Raw genomic sequence first — 18,359 nt, 5'->3', positions numbered from 1 at the left:
GCCATAAACATTTTGTTTTTTTCACTGTCTACTTGACAGGGTGCAGTTCATAAGTGGTTAAGCTCTCCTTTATGTTTACATCTTACAATTTTGACCGTACTTGTTTGTCTGAGTATTTGGTTTATTTAATCTGAGTCTGTAATCTCTTACTTATAGTATTATCAGAAGCGACGGTATGTTGAAAATCGTTAATGTAGTTTTTATTAATGTTTAATTAGTGGAAATGTGCAAGTAATTCATTGTACTGTGACTCAGTTAATGATTCTTGAGCATTTATAATCGTTTCACCAATTACTTCTTTTAGAGAAGATTTAGATGAAACTGTTTCTACAAAATCCTGTCTTTCTGTAGGTCCATCAATTAAATTTACACTGCCATCTGTAAAGTAAACTAAACCAATATTTTGAATTCTATGATGCAATTGGTCTGTAATTCTATCTTCCAATGCTTTGGCATTTTTTGAAGACTGTTCATATGGATCATAATTATAAAAGTCATAAATAATAGAATTATTTCTAATTCTCTCTACAAATGTGTATGTTGTAGGTCGTGTAGATTGGAATTGACTATGGAATTGATTTGCAATATAACGGCCAACTGTTTGATTTACAGTGTCATCGCCACTATTTTGTGTGTCATTTGTTGGGTCAACTGTGAAGTGGTAAAATGTTTTTTGCTTCCAGTTTTTTACATTAATATTAAATAAGCCTTTTTCAGTAATAACAATGTAATCGAAAGCTCTAGCATATTCAAACAAAGGATGTTTAACAGCTAAATTTCCAGTTGTTATTATATCAAAAAATGAAATTGAACCTTCACTTTGATATTGATTTAATATGTCATTTAAATCCTGTTTGGCTTTTCTTAATCCATGATGGTGTGTATCATTATTAACATTTTTTTCAAGCATTTGATTTTTTAAATATGTGTTTTCACGCGTGACGATACTAATTTTATTTATTAACTGATCTTTTGCATATGATTCAGTCTCAAGCTTATGATTCATCACTCTTCTTTCAATAATAATAATTAATAATAGTATTACAATAATTATTGCTAAAATAATCGGGAAAAACATTGGTATCATCCTAATCTTAATATTTTTAATAAACTATATTTTACTCTTTTATTTATATTAGTACAAATACAATTAACTAATAGGGTTAATATTAGTATAATCATATTTTTAAATTATAAGCAATTCCTACTTAATATATAAATGAATGATATGATTTGTTATAAAAATTATTGAATTAAAAAATGATATATCCATTTAATTAGTGCTTAATTGGGTAATACATATATTATCTACTATACTTACCATAGAAAAGTCTGTTTGGAGGACATTGATTTGACTACTATGAAAAAATATATCAACTATATAATAGAAAACATAAATATTGAAGATGTTATTGCATTTGATAACCACCCAGTTACTTATCATATAATTGACGAACTATATGAAGCTAAATTTAAAATTTCAGTGATTTCTTTTTCAACTGATATCATAAAATATGTTGCAAGATACACTGATTTTAATATTATAATGCCAAATGGAAAGGTAGACAATGCACTACATATTATCACTGGTGCCGATGTTATCCAAACATTTGAGAGATATCGCATTCGCTATTATTTTGCAACTGCGCCTTATATGGCAGATAAAGTATTGTATCAAACATTACCAGAAATTGCTGAAATTCAGTTAGCTTTATACAATCGTTCAGAAAAATTATTAATTGTTAACAGACCGGCGATTTTGAAACATCATCGTCGACAGGATTACAGTTATATTGGCGAATTTTAAATTAAAATGTGTTTAAATTCACATTTTTGTGCTTTTCACATTGAAAAAAGTAGTAACAAATAATATAATGATTATTAATGGAAACGCTTACTTTTGATAGGGGGTACAGATTTGCCAGTTAGTAATGATAAAAATATTAAAGCAGTTGTAAAAAATTTAACTGAAAATGTACCTGAACTGTTTAAATATAATGGTGAAGTCGCAAAACAACTTTTTCTACATGATGAGTTTAATTTAGACGATAAGGTAGATATTAGTGTCGAAAGAAAATATCTTGGTGAAGTTTTAAAGTTTATACCTAAAAGCAATACGATTGTTTTACATGATGGTAAAAATACAACTACTGATTTTACAAAGTTAGAATTTGCAGATGTCACACATGCAAATATTTATATAAATGATGAGTTAATAATGACAATTATTGTTTATGATGTTGAAGATGATGAATGGATGTTCAGGTGGAATCACAATATTCGCTTACCCGAAAAGCATATTTATTTTCATTCTATCAAATGGGATGTAGATTATATTAAACCTGAAATTGTATTAATGTATGAGTTATTGGATCCCATCGATTATCATCAATTACCAAATTATAGAAGTGTTATCGATTCATTAAGTTATTATCAATTTGTTATTTTACGTTTGGTTGTCGGAGATGAACGTATTAATCAAGCACTTATTTCAGAAAAAAAAGCAATTTAAAAACCCTTCAAATCATTCATTAGTATTCATTCACTTTCAAATGAATCTATACGATTTGAAGGGTTTTATATCGATAAATAATTAGTGATTATTGTTTAAATATTCAAACAATTTTTTGTATAACAATATTCATAAGTAGCATTAACTGCTTTCTCTGCATCTGCAACGTCGATTCCAAACATCATAGAAATTTCAGAAGCGCCTTGGTTCATCATTTTCAGGTTTATGTTTGATTCTGCAAGTGCATGTGTAATTGTGCTAGCAGTACCAACGATTCTATGCATGCCTTCACCAACCACCATTAGTATTGCTAAATCATGTTCAATGCTTAATTCATCTACATCACAATTTTTACGTATATCATTAAGTACTTGTTCCTCTTTGTTTTGTATCTCTTTAGAGCGCATGATGATACTAATATTATCTATACCTGATGGCATATGATCAAATGAAATATTATAGTCTTCTAGTACCGCTAGTATTTTACGTGTGAAACCAACTTGTCTATTCATAAGGTACTTTTTAATATTTAATACTGTGAAATCTTTGTCACAACTAATGCCACTTACAATACTATTTGAGTCAATTTCTCTATCATGTCTAATATAAGTTCCTATATCATCAGGTCTATTTGTGTTTTTTATTACGACAGGAATTCTGTCTTTGTGTAACGGTTGTAAAGCTTCATCATGGAATACGCCAAAGCCAGCGTAAGATAATTCACGCATTTCGCGATATGTAATTTCATTTATGACTTCAGGATTTTTAACAATAGAAGGATTAGCTCTAAAAATGCCAGAAACATCTGTAAAGTTTTCATATAAATCTGCTCTTACACCTCTTGCTACAATAGCTCCTGTTATATCTGAGCCACCACGTGGGAATGTGACCACGTAATTTTGTCTAGAAATACCGAAAAAACCAGGAATGATTAATTTTTCTTCAAATGACCTTAAGTTATAAAGTGCTTCATAAGATTGATCTAAGATTTGAGCATTTTGAGGTAAATCTGTAACAGTAATACCAGCCTCTCCAGGAGAAATATAACGCGTCGGAATACCTTGGCTGTTATTATATTCTGCAATAATTTGAGCGTTAAAATTCTCGCCACATGAAAGTAAAGCATCTAGGAGTCTGGATGGCTTTTCGCTCAATGTAGCTATGTAACTTTCTAAAGTTTCATCAATTGTTTTTAAAAGTGCATCACTCATGTTGAGTTCGTCAATAATATCTCTGTAACGCTGAATGATTTCTTCTTTTTTAGAATTGTAGTCTAATCGTTCTATCACTTTTTCGTAAAGTCGAATTAATAAATCAGTAGTTTTTATATCATCTTTATTTCGCTTTCCTGGTGCTGATACGACTACGATTTTTCGAGCTTCATCTGAATTAACAATGTCTAATACCTTTTTAATTTGCTCTGCATTTGAAACAGAACTTCCTCCGAATTTAGTTACTTTCATAATGTTATACAACCTTTCTAAAAAATCAGAAAATTTAGTTTAGTTTTTATCACAGGAGTGATAATATAAATATACGTTTTAAATATTCATAGACTTTACAAAAATAATGAATGAATTTATACTATACCATATTCAAGTATTTTTCAACTGTACAATTGTATTTTTTAGATAAACAAACGGAGGAATGAAGACATGAAAGAATTAAATGTAGCACTACTTGGTTTAGGAACTGTAGGTTCTGGTGTAGTAAAAATAATAGAAGAAAATAGAGAACAAATTAGAGAAACAATGAATAAAGATATTAATATCAGACATATATTAGTACGTGACAAGTCTAGAAAACGTCCTATTAATACATCTAAATATAATTTAACAGAGAATATAGAAGATATTTTTGATGATGAAACAATTGATATCATAGTCGAAGTGCTTGGTGGAGTTGAGCCCACAGTAGAATGGTTAAAACGCGCATTGAGTGAGAAAAAACACGTGATTACTGCAAACAAAGATCTTTTAGCTGAAAACTTAAGAGAGCTAGAACATTTAGCGCAAGAAAATGACGTTGCTTTAAAATATGAAGCTAGCGTCGCAGGTGGTATTCCGATTGTTAATGCTATAAATAACGGTTTAAACGCCAATAATATAAGTAAGTTTATGGGGATTTTAAATGGCACATCTAACTTTATATTAAGTAAGATGACACAAGAAGAAACATCTTTTGAAGAAGCGTTGGCAGAAGCACAACGTCTAGGGTTTGCTGAAGCAGATCCAACTGATGATGTTGAAGGTATTGATGCAGCACGAAAAGTTGTTATTACGTCGTATTTATCATTTAATCAGGTGATCAATTTAGATGAAGTTGATAAATATGGTATTAGCGATGTCACACTATCAGATATTAAAGTAGCTGATAAACTTGGCTATAAAATTAAGCTGATTGGTAAAGGTACATATGAAAATGCTCAAGTCAATGCATCAGTCGCTCCAACCTTGATTGATAAAAGCCACCAGTTAGCATCAGTAGAAGATGAATTTAACGCGATTTATGTTATAGGTGATGCTGTTGGAGAAACAATGTTTTATGGTAAAGGTGCAGGTAGTTTAGCTACAGGGAGTGCCGTTGTAAGTGATTTATTAAATGTTACATTTAATTTTGATACTAATTTGCATACGCTACCACCGCATTTTGAATTAAAAACTGAAGAAACCAAAGAAATGATGAACGAAGAAGAAGAGACGATTGTTATCAAAGGGAAAGAAAGCTATTATGTCGTGGTTCAAACAGATGGAGAAGATGTAAACAAAGTTGAAACTTTATTGAAAGGCGAATTGCCTGTTCATAAATCACTAGCAGTTACTGAACGTGATGCACATACTGCTGGTGTAGTTATCATAGGAATTGATGAATCTCCGATAGAAACAATTCAAGAATCAGGTTATGTTGTACAGAAAATTTACCCAGTTGAAGGAGTTTAATGTTTATGAAAAATTGGCAAGGGCTTGTAGAAGAATTTAAGGAATATTTACCAGTAACAGCTGATACACCTAAAGTAAGTTTAAATGAAGGCCATACGCCTTTGATATACTGTGAGAACATGTCTGAAATGCTTGGAATTGAATTACATGTTAAATACGAAGGTGCAAATCCAACAGGTTCATTTAAAGATAGAGGTATGGTAATGGCAATGGCTAAAGCTAAAGAAGAAGGCAAGAAAATAGTGATTTGTGCTTCCACTGGTAACACTTCAGCTTCCGCAGCAGCGTATGCTGCGAGAGCAGGTTTAAAAGCGATAGTAGTTATTCCAGAAGGGAAAATTGCTTTAGGGAAATTGTCGCAAGCAGTTATGTACGGTGCAGAAATTGTTTCTATAGAAGGAAATTTTGATGAAGCACTTGAAATTGTACAAGAAGTGGCTAAAAATGGTGAAATTGCGCTTGTGAACTCAGTTAATCCTTATCGTATTGAAGGTCAAAAAACAAGTGCTTTTGAAGTGATTCAACAATTGAATGGCCAAGCACCAGATATATTATCAATTCCGGTTGGCAATGCTGGTAATATTTCAGCATATTGGAAAGGATTTAAAGAGTATCATGACGCAAATGGTACTCAACTTCCTAATTTATATGGGTTCCAAGCTGCAGGTGCGTCCCCAATCGTTCAAAATAAAGTAGTGAAGAATCCAGATACAGTAGCTACTGCAATTAGAATTGGTAACCCTGCAAGTTGGGATAAAGCTAATCGTGCCTTAAAAGAATCAGAAGGTCTCATTGATAGTGTAACAGATGAAGAAATTTTAGAAGCATATCAACTGATGGCGCGAAAAGAAGGTATATTTAGTGAACCTGCAAGCAATGCTTCTATTGCTGGTTTAATTAAGTTACACCGTGCTGGTAAGTTACCAAAAGGTAAACGCGTCGTGTCAGTGTTGACTGGTAATGGTTTAAAAGATCCAGATACAGCTATCTCATTATTAGATAATCCAATTAAGCCACTACCAAATGATCGAGAAAGCATTTTAGAATATATTAAAGGAGCACTTTAGCATGAGTGTACGTTTACATTTAAAAATACCGGCATCTACTGCTAATTTAGGTGTCGGATTTGATTCTATTGGAATGGCTTTAAATAAATTTTTATATCTTGATGTGCGAATTAACCATAGTGATAGATGGACTTTTCAACATATTGGGCCAAATGTTGAATCATTACCTACAGACGAATCGCACTATATTTATCAAATTGCACAACAAGTGGCTAATAAATATGACGTGACTTTACCGTCTTTATCTATAGAAATGAGAAGTGAAATCCCACTAGCTAGAGGCTTAGGCTCCTCTGCTTCTGCACTAGTAGGGGGATTATACATAGCTAATTATTTTGGTGATATAGAGCTTTCTAAATATGAATTATTGCAATTGGCAACTGAATTTGAAGGACATCCTGACAATGTAGCACCTACAATTTACGGGGGGCTTGTCTTAGGATACTACGATCCTGAAACAAAAGTGACGGATGTATCATATATTGATCCACCCAAAGCTGATATTATCATAACAATACCATCAAATGAATTAAGTACGACGCTTTCAAGGAATGTGCTTCCGGAAACATTTTCACATAAAAATGCTGTTAGAAATAGTGCTATCAGTAATACAATGATTAGTGCTTTAATACAACAAAATTATGAACTTGCTGGCAAGATGATGGAACAAGACGGTTTTCATGAACCATATCGACAACATCTAATCCCAGAATTTCAAACCATTAAACAAATTGCAAAACAATATAAATCTTATGCTACAGTTATTAGTGGTGCAGGTCCAACTGTTTTAACCTTGATAGCACCTGAACGAAGCGGCGAATTAGTGAGAGAACTTAAACGTGAATTTACGAATTGTCGATCTGAACTCGTTACAGTTAATATTACAGGAGTGGAATCTGAAATAGTATATTAGTTTGATTTATTTGTTATAATATAGTCTTGTAGAGGTTGAAAGGAGATAGCAAGATGGGATATAAATTAATAGTGATGGATATGGATGATACATTAATGACTTCAGATAACAAAGTTAGTGTTGAAACAGCCCAATATTTAATAGATATACAAGCGCAAGGTTATAAAGTTGTACTCGCTTCGGGTAGACCAACAAATGGTATGATGCCTACAGCAAAACATTTGAAATTAGACCAACATGACAGTTATGTCATAAGTTATAATGGTGGAAAAACAGTTAAAGTTTCTGATGAAAAAGTGGAAGTGAGTCGCACTGTGTCGAAGTCTGATTTTGATAGTATTGTAGACTTTTGTAGGGATCAAAAATTGTTTGTTTTGACTTACCAAGATGGTTATATCGTATATGAAGGCGAACATGAATATATGAATATAGAATCAGAACTCACAGGCTTGCCAATGAAACAAGTGGATGATTTAAAAGCATATATTCAAGAGGACGTACCTAAAGTTATGGGGATTGATTACGTCCCAAATATTACAAGTATAAGAAATGATTTAGACGGTCATTTTAATGAAAATATTGACGTTACTACAAGTAAACCGTTTTTCTTAGAATTTATGGCGCAGGGTGTATCTAAAGGAAATGCTATCACTGAATTGTGTCAAAAATTAGATATAAAATTATCTCAAGTTATTGGTTTCGGTGATAGTTCAAATGATATATCGATGTTAAAAGTAGTTGGTAAAGCTGTTGCTATGGGCAATGCAAATGATGATGTCAAAGCTGTTGCTGATGAAGTTACTTTAACAAATGATAATGATGGCATACCACACAGTTTGAATAAATTATTAAAATAAATGACAAATCGTAAGATAATCAAAGATTAATATGTTAATAATAGGGTTCAAATCCTAAAATTTTGCCCCAAAAGGATTTTATTAGAAAGAAATCTTTTTGGGGCTTTTTTTTATATCAATATTATATTTTATAAGCATTGGCAACAATCATAAAGTTTAAATAAGACTACATAGAAATCAAAGCGAAAGTGTTCAATTTATTTATATATCTTTCAGTACAATGATAAAAGCTAATATTGACAGAAAATGTCAAATTTATGTTTAATAAATGATTTATAAAACTTACAAGTCAACGTTTTTAATACTTAATTTAACATTCAAAATATTATATGATTTTTTTACTATTCTTTCCATGTAAAAAGTAATATAAAATAAGTGCTAATAGAATAATAACCGCAAGGATTTTATATATTCCCGCATAACCTAAAATTGGGATTCCAATTCCTAATATATAGGGTCCTAATCCATTTCCAAGATCCATAAAAATCATAAATGTTGAAGTAGCTAATCCTACATTTTCTGGTTTAGCTCCACTGACCGCAATTGTTTGAGTGATTGAGGAAATGTTACCAAAACCAAGCCCAATAAATAGTCCTGACAATAACATCATCCAGTCATCATTACTGATACTTAGTAAAAGTAAGCCAACAAAAAAGAATATAAGGGCTGGATACATAATTTTATTTGCTCCATAAATATCAGCAATCTTTCCTGTGAATGGTCTAGATGCTAATACTGAAGCTGTATATATTATGAAGAAGAAACTTGCTGCTTTTACCAAATCAATTTGGATTGCGTACAGATTAATGTACGAGACTATACCTGAAAAGGAAAATGCACTTAAAAATATAATAAGTCCAATTGGTATCGTAGATTTATTCATTAAGTTTTTCACAGATATTTCTTTTTTATTTTCGTTATAAGGTACTTTGATTAAAAATGACATTAGCAAACTTAATATTGCAAAGATCAAACTGGCATAAAAAATATTCATTAAATTAGAATTCTGTGTTAAAGATATTCCAATAAATGGACCAAATCCTGTAGCGAGTGCAGTACTTAATGCAAAATAGCTAATTCCTTCACCTTTACGCGATTGGGGGATGACTAAAGCAACAATAGTACCCACTATTGTTGTAGTGATACCTGCAGATAGCCCATTTACTAATCGAACAAATACTAAAAAATATTCGCCTAAGTTTATAAAATATAAAATAATTGATACGAAATAAATCGCCATATTTAAGATGAATATTTTTTTCGTTATTTTAATAAATCCAGTAAGAACTCTACCAATTAATGCCCCCACTATGAATACACTTGCTATAAAGCCCATCATTAAACTAGATGAATTATATTCAGTTTGAGCATAATTAGTTATAGTAGAATTTAGTAAAAAATATACGAGTATTAATAAAAAGTTAATGATAGAATATATTACAAAATCTTTAGACCATATTTTGTTATTCATAATAGTTCCTTTCTACATATCTACATATGGTAACTATCACCGTCATCTGGGATTAATACTTGATCTCCTAATCCTTTTTCATTTACAAATTGGTTTAATCTTTTTCTAGATAAATTCTAATGAGTTACTGCTTCCATATGCACTACAATAATTTTGGAATTAGATGCTTCTTTTGCTACTTTATATACATCATACTCATTCATAATTAATGAGCTACCTTCATAAAATTGGTTGTCACCACCGTTAACAATGATAACTTCAGGCTCATAGTATTTTATTACATTTTTAATCTCGCTATACCATACAGTATCTCCTGCAATATATAGTCTTTGTTCTTTAGGATGATCAAAAATAACGCCACATACAGAACCAATAATTTCTAATATTTCACCTCTACCATGTTCACCAGGTGTTTTTATTAGTTTAATATCTTGAAACGTTGTATACTCACTTAATATTTCTACATCTTTAAAACCAACACATTTAACTTCTTCTGCGTCGTTTTTGTCTTGTACAAATACCTTGATGTCTTTTGGTAAATGTTTTTGGGCTTTTTCATCAAAATGATCAATATGCAGATGTGTTAAAATAATCGCGTCAATATCTTTAATTATGTCTTCTAGAGACATAGGTAAGTCGACAAGAGGGTTCTCTAACTCTTCCCCTGGAGCATCAGGAAAACTTGCAAAAGATCCTTTTTCGCCTAACATCGGATCGATTAAAAACTTTTTGTCTGCATACTCAATGATGCTTGTAGCATTTCTTATATGTGTTATGTTCATAAATATTTCCTCCAAATTTTTTGTATATATTTATTTTAATTAGACAATCTACCTATTTAAATATAAATTTCAAAGCGTTTTTAACTAAATACTTGAAAATTGAAAGTGGGTGATAAAAATGGATGAATTAGATAAAAAAATAATAAGTGAGTTAAAAAATAATAGTAAAATTTCAATGAAGAAATTAGGAGAAAAAGTAAATCTAACTGGTCAAGCAGCAACAAATAGAGTGAAGAAATTAGAGGATGATAATGTAATTACTGGATACACGATCGCTTTAAACCAAGATGCACTAAACTGTAAAGTTCATGTATTTATTAATATTTATACTCATAAAATTTCTCATAATTCATATCTTGATTTCATTCAGAAAGAAAGCATTTTTGTTATGAATAACTATAAAGTTATAGGAGATCCATGCTATCTTTTAGAGTGCCGTTTTCCAAATAATGATTATTTAAATGCATTTCTTACACGATTAAATAATCATGCAAACTATAATGTTCTAATGGCAATATAGAAATACCAATCTTTTTACTAAACGCAGCAAATAAAAGTGACATGACTCTCATTTAATATTAAGTTATATTGAAACTTCTTTAATTTTGTAGTATTTATATTCAATTCTTTGTAAATAAATAAAAACGGGGTAGCGAAATCTACATGAAAAATGTGATTCTGTTACCCCGTTTTGTGTATTAGATATTTTTATGTCATACGTGCAATTAATTGTCTATTTAGCAGTATGAGTCCATTCATTTTTGCCTCGATGTCTTTTAACATGAGCATAAACATTATCTGCAGCATAGTTTAAATTAGTATAAACTGTGATTGAAAATGCTGACTGATTTTCTTCAAATTCTTCTTCTGAAAATAATTCTTTAAGATGGCTAAAAAGACTTTCCATTTGTGAATGATCTAAACTTGGATACTCTCTTAATGTGCGTTTGATTAATTGATCATGTCTTTCTTCAAGTGATTGTACAACAATAACGAAACGCTCGTCAGTTTCTAAAATATCGTCAAATAGGTTTGTTTGTCCAATCATAATTTCCACCTCTAAGTCATTAAATTATTAACTTCATTATACCTTAGTTTTGGATATCTGAAAATATGATATGCTTTTAATTATTATAAATTCTCATGGTTGAGGTTTATTTTTGAACAAGTAGGTAATAAATAAATGTAAGGTTTGCAACATTAAAAAAAGCACTGTAAAAGTAATCTTGAAATACTTTTACAGTGCAATTCATTAATTATAATCATGTTCTTTTAAATCAATGTCTTTGAGTTTAACAATTTTAGTTTGTCGTATTAATTTATGAACAAAGTAAATGATAGCTAAAATTACCATCGGCGATAGGTTTCTAATTAAAACGCTCATGTCACCAGATAAAATCGCACCAATTGAATTACCTATGAATAAGAATAGTAATGCAATGATGACTATGATTGGTCCTAAAGGATAGAAGGGCGCTTTATAAGGTAGTACTTCATCAGGATTCAAATTTTGTTTTTTAATCGCTGAACGCAGTCTGATTTGCGCTACGATACTAGAAGCCCAAACAACGATGACTAAAGAACCAATAATATTTAATAGTGAAAAGACGATATCTGATTTAAACTGAGCAATTATAATTATAAATAAAACAATAATAAAAGTTACGAACAATGACACTAAAGGTAACTTTGTAGTTTTATTTAATTTACTCAAAAATTTAGGTGCTTGTTTATCTTCTGCCATTGAGAAAAGCATTCTACTTGTAGTATAAATGCCTGAATTCGCAGCAGATAATAATGAAGTTAAAATAACAGCATTAATAACCGAAGCGGCAAAGGCAATACCTACACGATCAAATACGATTGTAAAAGGACTCTGTGATACAGATTCACTTTTGTTTAATAACAGTGGGTCTGTGTAAGGAATAATAGCTGAAATAACAGCAATTGATAAAACATAGAACAATAATATTCTCCAAAACACTTGTTTAATTGCTTTTGGCATTGAATGACTTGGATTTGATGATTCTCCAGCTGTTACGGCTACCACTTCGGTACCGCCGACAGAGAATCCAGCGACGAGCAAGACACCTAGGAAGCCAGAGATGCCTCCTACAAAAGGAGCTTCTCCTGTTACGTAGTTACCTAGACCATATGTCTTCCCACCTAAGATTCCAATAATCGTCAATACACCAATTACGATGAAAATAATTATTGTTGCAACTTTGATAAGTGATAACCAAAATTCTGTTTCACCGAAAGCTTTTACAGAGAAAATATTAAGTAAGAAAAGTATGGCAAGGAAGATAATACTCCAAGTAACTGGACTGAAAAATTGGAAGAAATCCCAATAATAAATTACACTTGAAGAAATAATAATATCAACGCTGGTTACTAGTAGCCAAATTGCCCAATATAGCCATCCCATGGTGAAACCTAGGGAACTATCAACAAAACGGGTTGAATAAGAACTAAAAGAACCTGAAACCGGATAAAAGGTGGCAAGTTCACCGATTGAAGACATTAAGAAATATAACATCACGCCAATAATTAAGTAAGCTAATATTGCACCACCTGGTCCTGCTTGTGATATTACACTTCCAGTAGCTACAAACAAGCCTGTGCCAATTGCACCACCAATTGCTATCATAGAAATGTGTCTAGAATTAAGACCACGGTTCATATTGTTTTGTGCCATAATACAGTCTCCTATAGTCTATTGAATTTTAAATATATTCTCCATTTTAATGGTTTTATGATTTAAGAGCAATGCTTTTTATGACTTTAAAGCCATAAAATATTCAAATATTTTGAAAATTGTTATTTTATAGATGTATTGTGAGTTGCTTTTACAAATATTATAGATTAAAATAAATACTAGGTAATAATTATTATTAATAAGAAAAAGCGGGGGAAATATTATGAGTAACAAGAAAAAGTTGACGAGCCTATTTGGCGCACCAATTTCAGATAGAGAAAATAGTATGACAGCAGGCCCTAGAGGACCATTATTAATGCAAGATTGGTACTTTTTAGAGCAAATGGCTCATTTTGATAGAGAAGTTATTCCTGAAAGACGTATGCATGCAAAAGGTTCAGGTGCATTTGGTACATTTACAGTTACAAATGATATTACACAATATACTTCAGCAAGCATTTTTTCTGAAGTAGGTAAACAAACAGAAATGTTTGCACGTTTTTCAACAGTAGCAGGTGAAAGAGGTGCAGCTGATGCTGAACGTGATATTCGTGGATTTGCATTGAAATTTTATACAGATGAAGGGAACTGGGATTTAGTAGGAAACAATACACCAGTGTTCTTCTTTAGAGATCCAAAATTATTTGCAAGTTTAAACCACGCAGTGAAGCGTGATCCAAGAACAAATATGAGAAGTGCACAAAACAACTGGGATTTCTGGACATCTTTACCTGAAGCATTGCACCAAGTAACAATTTTAATGTCAGACCGTGGTATTCCTAAGGGCTTTAGAAACATGCACGGATTTGGCTCCCATACGTATTCTATGTACAATGATAAAGGTGAACGTGTTTGGGTGAAATTCCACCACAGAACGCAACAAGGTATTGAAAATTTACAACCTGATGAAGCAGCTAGCGTAATTGCTGAAGACAGAGAATCATCACAACGTGATTTATTTGAAGCAATTGAAAATAAAGACTATCCAAAATGGAAAATGTATATTCAAGTTATGACTGAAGAACAAGCGCGTAACCATAAAGATAATCCGTTTGATTTAACAAAAGTTTGGTATAAAGGAGACTATCCATTAATAGAAGTTGGAGAGTTTGAATTAAATCGTAATCCAGACAACTATTTCCAAGATGTTGAACAAGCTGCTTTCGCGCCAACAAATATTGTACCTGGTATAGATTTCTCTCCAGACAGAATGCTACAAGGTAGACTTTTCTCATATGGTGATGCACAACGTTATAGATTAGGTGTGAACCATTGGCAAATCCCAGTTAACCAACCTAAAGGTGTAGGTATGGAAAATATTTGCCCATTCAGCCGTGATGGCCAAATGAGAATTATTGATAATAATCAAGGTGGCAGTACTCATTACTATCCTAATAGTGATGGCTCATTTGAAGATCAACCTGAATTTAAAAAACCTGGTCTAAAAATTGAAGGTGAAGCATATGAATATGATTTAAGAGAAGATGATGATAACTACTTCGAACAACCAGGTCGTTTATTCAGATTACAATCAAAAGAACAACAAGAACGTATTTTTGAAAATACAGCTAATGAAATGCAAGGCACTACTTTAGAAGTACAACATCGTCATATTCGTCACTGTTATAAAGCGGATAGCGAATATGGTAAAGGTGTTGCGAAAGCACTAGGCATTGACATTAATGATGTAGATTTAGAAATTGCAGATTAATAAATGCATCTTATTATACATGAATATTTAAGTTTCAATGGTATAAGGAATTTTATAAAATAATTAATTTATGCAAAATATTCGAGGTATATGTAGTTTGTGTATAATTTTTAGCGGATGATTTTTACGATATAAAGTAAAAATCATCCGTTTTTATATTTAATTATACCAAGTCTTTGTTGTAAGTATTGCTTTGCTTTTATTAATTTTCCACATATAAAAACCTACAAAGTCAGGCTTTGTAGGTTTTTAAAGGTTGTTAACTATCGCTCTCATCATATGATGCGACTGAATGATGAACAGTTATTTATTTCACAATCGCTAAAAAATAATTATCGAGTTTTGATACCTAAGAAATTTTGTGAATAGAAATGCATTTTACCGCAATGATTACATAATAAAGTTATCATAGGTGTCGGGTCATTGCCTAAAGAAGCAGTTAACAATGGTAGGAAATAATGTCCGTCTAATATTTCAATATTTGGATGTCCGCAGTTACATATACTTTTATCTTTTGTTTTCTCCGTTATTGAATCTATAATGTGCCTTTTTTGTTCATTTGTAATATGACGATTTTCCATATGATACGCCTCCACATCTTTAATATACTCTATCTATTATAAGGCTTAACAACCTTTATTAGTAGTCTCTATACCTATTTAAAAGTGTTAATTAAGTACTTTATTGTTAAATAACTATTAATTTTGGTGAATAAATTATAATTTGAAATAAACTATAATATTTTTGTGCATGTAAAGGTTTTAAATCTTAAAATGGTACAAAGAGGCCATAATCAAAATAATAAACTTATCATTTTCTTACAAATGTGATATATGTCAGCGTTTTTTTACCATAAAAAAATATAAAAAACGTCAATTCTATAGTAAAGAAATAGAATTGACGTAAATACTAAGTCCGAGACGTTTATATCCCAGATAATTAGTTTGAATGTCGTATAAAAAAGATAATGAAAGCACAGAATTATTTTGTTTCACGATGTAAAGTGTATTTATTTAATCGTGGACAGAATTTTTTAAGTTCAATTCGTTCTGGATTATTACGCTTGTTTTTAGTGCTAATATAGTTACGATCACCACATTCAGTACAAGCTAATGTTATATTTACGCGCAAAGTTAACACCTCTTTCTTAACAGGAATCATTACGTTTTAAAATATTATCATATTCTTTCATTAATTTCAATAAGATTGATCGTTGAAAAGTGTGTAGTTAATTAAACTTAAATTTCTAGCCATTATGTGAATGTTAATAATATAAATATTTTCAGTTTGATAAATAAAGAGAATGTGTTATTATATAAAACGTAATAATTACGATTTGCAAAAGGAGAGAACATTATGGCAAAAAAATCCAAAATTGCTAAGGAACAAAAAAGAGAACGCTTAGTAGCACAATATTATGAATTAAGAAAAACGTTAAAAGAAAAAGGTGATTATGAAGCATTAAGAAAATTACCAAGAGATGCTTCACCAACAAGACTGACACGTAGATGTAAAGTAACTGGTCGTCCAAGAGGTGTGCTAAGAAAATTTGAAATGTCACGTATAGCGTTTAGAGAACATGCACATAAAGGACAAATTCCTGGCGTGAAAAAATCAAGTTGGTAATTTAAGACTTTAGTTCATTTACAATTAGGGAAAAAGCATGTATATTAACTATTGGTAAAGATAAATAAAATGTCATTGTTCGGAAATAACTATCGTATGTTTAAGTATTTCTATTTAGAGTTATGAATTTTATTTGAAAATCTTACCTTTAAATACTATTTTATTAATAAATGTTAGGGGTTTATTTAATTATGAAGATATTTGATTACGAAGATATACAGCTTATTCCAAATAAATGTATTGTTAATAGCCGTTCAGAATGTGATACTACTGTGAAATTTGGTCCAAAATCATTTAAATTGCCAGTGGTGCCTGCAAATATGCAAACAGTAATGAATGAAACATTAGCAGAATGGTTCGCTGAAAATGATTACTTCTATATCATGCATAGATTCGATGAAGAAGCACGTATACCATTTGTAAAGAAAATGCATGATAAAGGGTTATTTGCTTCAATTTCAGTTGGTATTAAAGACCGTGAATTTGATTTTGTGGAAAAATTAGCACAGGATAATGTAATTCCGGAGTATATTACAATTGATATCGCACATGGGCATTCTGATGCCGTTATTAATATGATTAAACATATTAAAAACCATATACCTGAAGCATTTGTTATTGCAGGTAATGTTGGAACGCCAGAAGGTGTCCGTGAATTAGAAAATGCTGGTGCAGATGCAACTAAGGTTGGAATTGGACCAGGTCGCGTTTGTATTACAAAAATTAAAACTGGATTTGGCACAGGTGGTTGGCAATTAGCAGCGTTGAACCATTGTAGTAAAGCTGCAAGAAAACCAATCATAGCTGATGGAGGTATCAGAACGCACGGTGATATTGCTAAATCAATTCGTTTTGGTGCATCAATGGTTATGGTTGGCTCATTATTTGCAGCACATGAAGAATCTCCTGGTGAAACTGTTGAATTAGATGGAAAGATGTATAAAGAATATTTTGGCAGTGCATCTGAGTTCCAAAAAGGTGAACACAAAAACGTTGAAGGTAAAAAAATGTTTGTTGAACATAAAGGTTTATTGAAAGATACATTAATTGAAATGCAACAAGATTTACAAAGTTCTATTTCATATGCGGGTGGCGATGAATTAAATTCATTGACTAAAGTAGATTATGTTATAGTAAGAAACTCCATTTTTAATGGAGACAGAGATTAATAAACTAGTAGGTGTAAAAAATTAAACGATTTTTATTATATGTAATTGTACTTCTTTGTATCGTTTTAATTGTTCCAATCAAAGAATTTACACCTTTAGAAAATTTACAACAACAATTTAAAGCAAAAGTAGATAGTTGGTCATCATCTGAACAGTCACAAACTCAAAATGCTTTGAAAGTACCTGATGAGCAAGAATTTGCTTTGAATAATATTCAAATGAATATGTCGAAGGCTAAAGTTGAAAGTAAACTAGGTAAAGCAAAACGTGTTACTTCAAATGAATATGGTACACAATGGTATGCGTATTATTCGGAGAATTATAGAAGTTTTATTATGGTAAGTTATATTAAAGGTAAAGTGAACGGACTATACAGTAATCAAAATGTTATTTCTTCAAAATCTAAAATTAAATATAGTACTCCTAAAGATATAGTTAGAGAACGATTAGGTGATCCGATAACTACAAAACGTAAAGGTCATATGAGTATTGACGTTCGCGACAATGAATTTGATAATTTTAAAAAAGACAATATTTACACGACAGCTTTTTATGATAAGCATAATGACAACAATCTCACTGCGCTACTATTAGTAAGTGAAAAAATGGAGAAT

General features: G+C 31.0%; 18 protein-coding genes and 1 pseudogene. 11 read left to right on the top strand and 8 right to left on the bottom strand.

The window, feature by feature from the left end; translation table 11 throughout:
• Positions 1–214 precede the first annotated feature (214 nt).
• On the bottom strand, positions 215–1,078 hold the full coding sequence (locus tag CD032_RS09885) for a hypothetical protein (protein WP_040030115.1): 864 nt from the start codon (positions 1,076–1,078) through the stop codon (positions 215–217).
• A gap of 282 nt (positions 1,079–1,360) precedes the next feature.
• On the opposite strand from CD032_RS09885, the gene CD032_RS09880 reads away from it, so the two are divergent.
• Positions 1,361–1,807: a sugar phosphate isomerase family gene (locus CD032_RS09880; RefSeq protein ID WP_230620695.1), complete on the top strand. Its 447-nt coding sequence runs from the start codon at positions 1,361–1,363 to the stop codon at positions 1,805–1,807.
• A gap of 111 nt (positions 1,808–1,918) precedes the next feature.
• Positions 1,919–2,512, top strand: a complete 594-nt coding sequence (locus CD032_RS09875; protein WP_019467818.1) for a hypothetical protein — start codon at positions 1,919–1,921, stop codon at positions 2,510–2,512.
• A 95-nt stretch (positions 2,513–2,607) separates the two neighbouring features.
• On the opposite strand, the gene CD032_RS09870 is transcribed toward CD032_RS09875, so the two are convergent.
• A complete protein-coding gene (locus CD032_RS09870) occupies positions 2,608–3,975 on the bottom strand; it encodes an aspartate kinase (RefSeq protein ID WP_019467817.1) in 1,368 nt (455 codons plus the stop codon).
• Positions 3,976–4,167: 192 nt separating this feature from the next.
• Between CD032_RS09870 and CD032_RS09865 the strand changes: the two genes are divergently transcribed.
• The 4 genes from CD032_RS09865 to CD032_RS09850 are packed head-to-tail and all read left to right on the top strand — an operon-like array spanning position 4,168 to position 8,288.
• On the top strand, positions 4,168–5,451 hold the full coding sequence (locus CD032_RS09865; RefSeq protein ID WP_040030116.1) for a homoserine dehydrogenase: 1,284 nt from the start codon (positions 4,168–4,170) through the stop codon (positions 5,449–5,451).
• Positions 5,452–5,456: 5 nt separating this feature from the next.
• Positions 5,457–6,518, top strand: a complete 1,062-nt coding sequence (thrC, locus tag CD032_RS09860) for a threonine synthase (RefSeq protein WP_019467815.1) — start codon at positions 5,457–5,459, stop codon at positions 6,516–6,518.
• 1 nt (position 6,519) lies between these two features.
• A complete protein-coding gene (gene thrB / locus CD032_RS09855; protein ID WP_040030117.1) occupies positions 6,520–7,431 on the top strand; it encodes a homoserine kinase in 912 nt (303 codons plus the stop codon).
• A gap of 53 nt (positions 7,432–7,484) precedes the next feature.
• On the top strand, positions 7,485–8,288 hold the full coding sequence (locus CD032_RS09850; protein WP_019467813.1) for a Cof-type HAD-IIB family hydrolase: 804 nt from the start codon (positions 7,485–7,487) through the stop codon (positions 8,286–8,288).
• A 325-nt stretch (positions 8,289–8,613) separates the two neighbouring features.
• Here CD032_RS09850 and CD032_RS09845 read toward each other — a convergent pair whose 3' ends face one another.
• Positions 8,614–9,759 carry an MFS transporter gene (locus CD032_RS09845; protein WP_019467812.1) on the bottom strand — a complete coding sequence of 382 codons (1,146 nt, stop codon included), beginning with the start codon at positions 9,757–9,759 and terminating at the stop codon, positions 8,614–8,616.
• Positions 9,760–9,779: 20 nt separating this feature from the next.
• A pseudogene (locus tag CD032_RS09840) lies at positions 9,780–10,541 on the bottom strand (MBL fold metallo-hydrolase).
• A 118-nt stretch (positions 10,542–10,659) separates the two neighbouring features.
• Between CD032_RS09840 and CD032_RS09835 the strand changes: the two are divergent.
• The gene (locus tag CD032_RS09835; RefSeq protein WP_019467810.1) at positions 10,660–11,061 is read left to right on the top strand and encodes an Lrp/AsnC family transcriptional regulator; all 402 of its coding nucleotides are present in this window, start codon (positions 10,660–10,662) and stop codon (positions 11,059–11,061) included.
• A gap of 213 nt (positions 11,062–11,274) precedes the next feature.
• Here the strand turns inward: CD032_RS09835 and CD032_RS09830 are convergent, their stop codons facing one another.
• Entirely contained in the window at positions 11,275–11,589 is a 315-nt protein-coding gene (locus CD032_RS09830; RefSeq protein ID WP_019467809.1) for a hypothetical protein, read from the bottom strand.
• A gap of 204 nt (positions 11,590–11,793) precedes the next feature.
• On the bottom strand, positions 11,794–13,239 hold the full coding sequence (locus tag CD032_RS09825; protein ID WP_019467808.1) for an amino acid permease: 1,446 nt from the start codon (positions 13,237–13,239) through the stop codon (positions 11,794–11,796).
• 223 nt (positions 13,240–13,462) lie between these two features.
• On the opposite strand from CD032_RS09825, the gene CD032_RS09820 reads away from it, so the two are divergent.
• Positions 13,463–14,950 (top strand): catalase, encoded by a 1,488-nt coding sequence (locus tag CD032_RS09820; RefSeq protein WP_019467807.1) that lies wholly within the window; start codon positions 13,463–13,465, stop codon positions 14,948–14,950.
• Positions 14,951–15,282: 332 nt separating this feature from the next.
• On the opposite strand, the gene CD032_RS09815 is transcribed toward CD032_RS09820, so the two are convergent.
• A complete protein-coding gene (locus tag CD032_RS09815) occupies positions 15,283–15,531 on the bottom strand; it encodes a hypothetical protein (RefSeq protein ID WP_019467806.1) in 249 nt (82 codons plus the stop codon).
• Between the two features lie 400 nt (positions 15,532–15,931).
• Complete coding sequence (gene rpmG / locus CD032_RS09810) at positions 15,932–16,081, bottom strand: 50S ribosomal protein L33 (RefSeq protein WP_017724369.1); 150 nt, start codon at positions 16,079–16,081, stop codon at positions 15,932–15,934.
• Between the two features lie 225 nt (positions 16,082–16,306).
• On the opposite strand from rpmG, the gene rpsN reads away from it, so the two are divergent.
• The 3 genes from rpsN to CD032_RS13505 all read left to right on the top strand — a co-directional run.
• Complete coding sequence (gene rpsN / locus CD032_RS09805; RefSeq protein ID WP_019467805.1) at positions 16,307–16,576, top strand: 30S ribosomal protein S14; 270 nt, start codon at positions 16,307–16,309, stop codon at positions 16,574–16,576.
• 191 nt (positions 16,577–16,767) lie between these two features.
• Positions 16,768–17,745, top strand: a complete 978-nt coding sequence (gene guaC / locus CD032_RS09800; RefSeq protein WP_103211457.1) for a GMP reductase — start codon at positions 16,768–16,770, stop codon at positions 17,743–17,745.
• Positions 17,746–17,765: 20 nt separating this feature from the next.
• On the top strand, positions 17,766–18,359 hold a 594-nt coding region (locus CD032_RS13505; protein ID WP_258026255.1), incomplete at its 3' end, for a CAP-associated domain-containing protein.

The organism is Staphylococcus cohnii subsp. cohnii (genome assembly GCF_002902365.1).
Taxonomy (GTDB): domain Bacteria; phylum Bacillota; class Bacilli; order Staphylococcales; family Staphylococcaceae; genus Staphylococcus; species Staphylococcus cohnii.
The sequence above is the reverse complement of the archived record's forward strand: the minus strand, read 5'-3'. Positions and strand labels throughout refer to the sequence as shown.

Coding starts and splice junctions, on each gene's coding strand:
- thrB (WP_040030117.1), top strand. CDS start 6,520: ATGAGTGTACGTTTACATTTAAAAATACCGGCATCTACTGCTAATTTA.
- rpsN (WP_019467805.1), top strand. CDS start 16,307: ATGGCAAAAAAATCCAAAATTGCTAAGGAACAAAAAAGAGAACGCTTA.
- CD032_RS09885 (WP_040030115.1), bottom strand. CDS start 1,078: ATGTTTTTCCCGATTATTTTAGCAATAATTATTGTAATACTATTATTA.
- CD032_RS09835 (WP_019467810.1), top strand. CDS start 10,660: ATGGATGAATTAGATAAAAAAATAATAAGTGAGTTAAAAAATAATAGT.
- CD032_RS09845 (WP_019467812.1), bottom strand. CDS start 9,759: ATGAATAACAAAATATGGTCTAAAGATTTTGTAATATATTCTATCATT.
- CD032_RS09870 (WP_019467817.1), bottom strand. CDS start 3,975: ATGAAAGTAACTAAATTCGGAGGAAGTTCTGTTTCAAATGCAGAGCAA.
- CD032_RS09865 (WP_040030116.1), top strand. CDS start 4,168: ATGAAAGAATTAAATGTAGCACTACTTGGTTTAGGAACTGTAGGTTCT.
- guaC (WP_103211457.1), top strand. CDS start 16,768: ATGAAGATATTTGATTACGAAGATATACAGCTTATTCCAAATAAATGT.
- CD032_RS09850 (WP_019467813.1), top strand. CDS start 7,485: ATGGGATATAAATTAATAGTGATGGATATGGATGATACATTAATGACT.
- CD032_RS09820 (WP_019467807.1), top strand. CDS start 13,463: ATGAGTAACAAGAAAAAGTTGACGAGCCTATTTGGCGCACCAATTTCA.
- CD032_RS09880 (WP_230620695.1), top strand. CDS start 1,361: ATGAAAAAATATATCAACTATATAATAGAAAACATAAATATTGAAGAT.
- CD032_RS09825 (WP_019467808.1), bottom strand. CDS start 13,239: ATGGCACAAAACAATATGAACCGTGGTCTTAATTCTAGACACATTTCT.
- CD032_RS09830 (WP_019467809.1), bottom strand. CDS start 11,589: ATGATTGGACAAACAAACCTATTTGACGATATTTTAGAAACTGACGAG.
- thrC (WP_019467815.1), top strand. CDS start 5,457: ATGAAAAATTGGCAAGGGCTTGTAGAAGAATTTAAGGAATATTTACCA.
- CD032_RS09815 (WP_019467806.1), bottom strand. CDS start 15,531: ATGGAAAATCGTCATATTACAAATGAACAAAAAAGGCACATTATAGAT.